Raw genomic sequence first — 2,154 nt, 5'->3', positions numbered from 1 at the left:
GGTCCCACCCGATCCCATCCCGAACTCGGAAGTGAAACGCAGCTGCGCCGATGGTAGTGTGCATCCGCATGCAAGAGTAGGTCACCGCCAGGGACCTCATACGCAAATCACCCCCTCCTAAAGAGGGGGTTTTTTGTTGCCCACGATCTGCCAATGAGGCGCTTGCCTCTTCTTGTCGCATCGGGCGTGGAATACTCCCCGCCACTTGCTCCGCCAATGCGGGATCTTTCATGTTTGTCCACGTCGAACAGCGGCGCCGTACTCGATTCACGTGGGCCACGCTGCTGCTGGTGACTCTCTGCGTGATGGTCTTTGTCAGCCTGGCGCTGATGCCTGCGCCCCAACGCGTGTCTCTGCTGCTGGAGTGGGGCACGATCCCGGCAAATATCTTCGACATGCATCTGCCGATCCTTCCCCAGTTGGTGGATCCGGCGCTCCTGCGGTTGTTCACTGCCTTGTTCATCCATGTCGAATGGACGCATCTGCTGGGCAACCTGCTGTTTCTGGCGATTTTCGGTCTGCCGGCGGAGCGTTCGATGGGATCGTTGCGCTTTCTGGCCCTGTTCGTGCTGGGCGGCATGGTGTCGAACCTGATTGGCGCTCTCTCGCTGGCCGGTGTCCTGCGCCCAATCATCGGCTGCAGTGGTGCGGTGTCGGCCGTGCTCGGGACCTACATGGCGCTGTTTCCGCGCGCACGGCTTGGATTGGTACTGCCGCTGGGTCTGTACTTCGAATTCGTGAGGGTGCCGGCATATCTGCTGATCGGCATCTGGGTGCTTTTGCAGTTCCTCTTCAGCTATGCCGGCCCGAGTTACGGGGCTGTGGTCTGGTGGACGCACATCGCCGGCTTTCTCTTCGGCGTCGTGTTTGGCGGGCTGTCACGCGATGCGATTGTCCGGCGCATGCGGAAGTAGGCAGAGATCATGCATGCCAAGAAGCTTTAAGGGGTCGTACACCTGCACTCGGGAAGTGCTGCGAACTCTATGCGCGCCACGTTGCGGGCAGTGTCTTGCGGGGATCCGCGGAGCTCGGGGAGTGGATCTTCCAGCCAACCGGCGAAGAGTTTCTGGTGGACCTGACCGAAAAGCGCCTCCGGGACGAGCTCAAGGACGCACGCGTGTCGCATCTCACGACGCAGGCGTATGAATCGCCCCCAGGGGTTGGCTTGCGATTGCGATTCGTGACACAGACGGCGGGCAAAGGGTACCTCCGTCAACGCAGCCCACCCGGCTGCGCTAGCCATCTTCGCGGCGTTGACCGCCTGGAGCAGCGTGATCGGACAGGCGGTGGTGACGCGCGAACCGGCGCAGCAACTGCCGCGCCATCGGGGTGGGCGCCACCGCCCGGAAGATGCTGGTCGGATCGGCGCCCTCGCGCCTCACGTCATGCCGCTTGCGATGAATGTAGGCACGCATGACCTCGGCATTGAACTCAGGATGGAACTGCACGCTCACCGCATGTGGTCCGTAACGCAGCAGGTGATGCGGATCGCGGGCCGAGCGCGCCATCACCCGCGCACCTGCCGGAGGTTCGAGCACGCTCTGCTCATGCGTGGTGTGTGCGCGGAACGACCCGGGTAGCGATGCGAGAAGCGGATCGTCGGCCGCTCCGGCAAGGCATTCGATTGGCAGCGTGCCGATCTCGCGGCCGCCGGGAAGGTAGTCCACGCGACCGCCCAGCGCGTGGGCCATGAGCTGGTGGCCGTAGCAGACGCCGAACATCGGGAGCTCGTGATCCATCGCGTCGCGGATCCAGCCCGCCGTGCGCTCGCTCCAGGTTGCTCGCTCGGTCACCATCGCCGCAGAGCCGGTGATCAATGCGCCTGCGATGTCGGTCGCTTTGGGCAGGGTTTCGCCTGCCGCGACATCGATCACCTGGATCCGTTCGCGGGCCACGCCGGTGGCGAGCCGGAACCAGTGGGGGAAGTCGCCATGCCGGGCACGGATCGCTTCTGGTGCGCGCCCGGTGCGGATGATCAGGACGGGTCGGCTCATGCAGTGGGCATCGGTCGGGTCGTAAGCTCCCCCGTCAAGCAGACACTTCAAAAGTAGAACCGCTGGCGGCTTGTTGACGGTACTCGGCGGGCGTCAGGTCGCCGAGTGATTCGTGAGGGCGTTGCTCGTTGTAGTCGAGCATCCACCAGTAGGCGGCCTC

General features: G+C 63.7%; 3 protein-coding genes and 1 rRNA gene. 2 read left to right on the top strand and 2 right to left on the bottom strand.

What is annotated here, in order from left to right:
* A 5S ribosomal RNA gene (rrf, locus tag ISP17_RS19480) occupies positions 1 to 93 on the top strand; the annotation flags it as partial.
* A 137-nt stretch (positions 94 to 230) separates the two neighbouring features.
* Complete coding sequence (locus ISP17_RS19475) at positions 231 to 914, top strand: rhomboid family intramembrane serine protease (protein WP_404636164.1); 684 nt, start codon at positions 231 to 233, stop codon at positions 912 to 914.
* Positions 915 to 1,235: 321 nt separating this feature from the next.
* Here ISP17_RS19475 and ISP17_RS19470 read toward each other — a convergent pair whose 3' ends face one another.
* Positions 1,236 to 1,994 (bottom strand): glutamine amidotransferase, encoded by a 759-nt coding sequence (locus ISP17_RS19470; RefSeq protein ID WP_404636167.1) that lies wholly within the window; start codon positions 1,992 to 1,994, stop codon positions 1,236 to 1,238.
* 34 nt (positions 1,995 to 2,028) lie between these two features.
* Positions 2,029 to 2,154 (bottom strand): integrase core domain-containing protein (locus tag ISP17_RS19465; RefSeq protein ID WP_404636165.1); only part of this gene is annotated, 126 nt, incomplete at its 5' end.

The sequence above is a fragment of the Dyella ginsengisoli genome, assembly GCF_044904665.1.
GTDB classification, from domain to species: domain Bacteria; phylum Pseudomonadota; class Gammaproteobacteria; order Xanthomonadales; family Rhodanobacteraceae; genus Dyella_A; species Dyella_A ginsengisoli.
The sequence above is the reverse complement of the archived record's forward strand: the minus strand, read 5'-3'. Positions and strand labels throughout refer to the sequence as shown.

Excerpts from the sequence above, each read along its gene's own strand:
- ISP17_RS19470 (WP_404636167.1), bottom strand. The coding sequence starts at position 1,994 with ATGAGCCGACCCGTCCTGATCATCCGCACCGGGCGCGCACCAGAAGCG.
- ISP17_RS19475 (WP_404636164.1), top strand. The coding sequence starts at position 231 with ATGTTTGTCCACGTCGAACAGCGGCGCCGTACTCGATTCACGTGGGCC.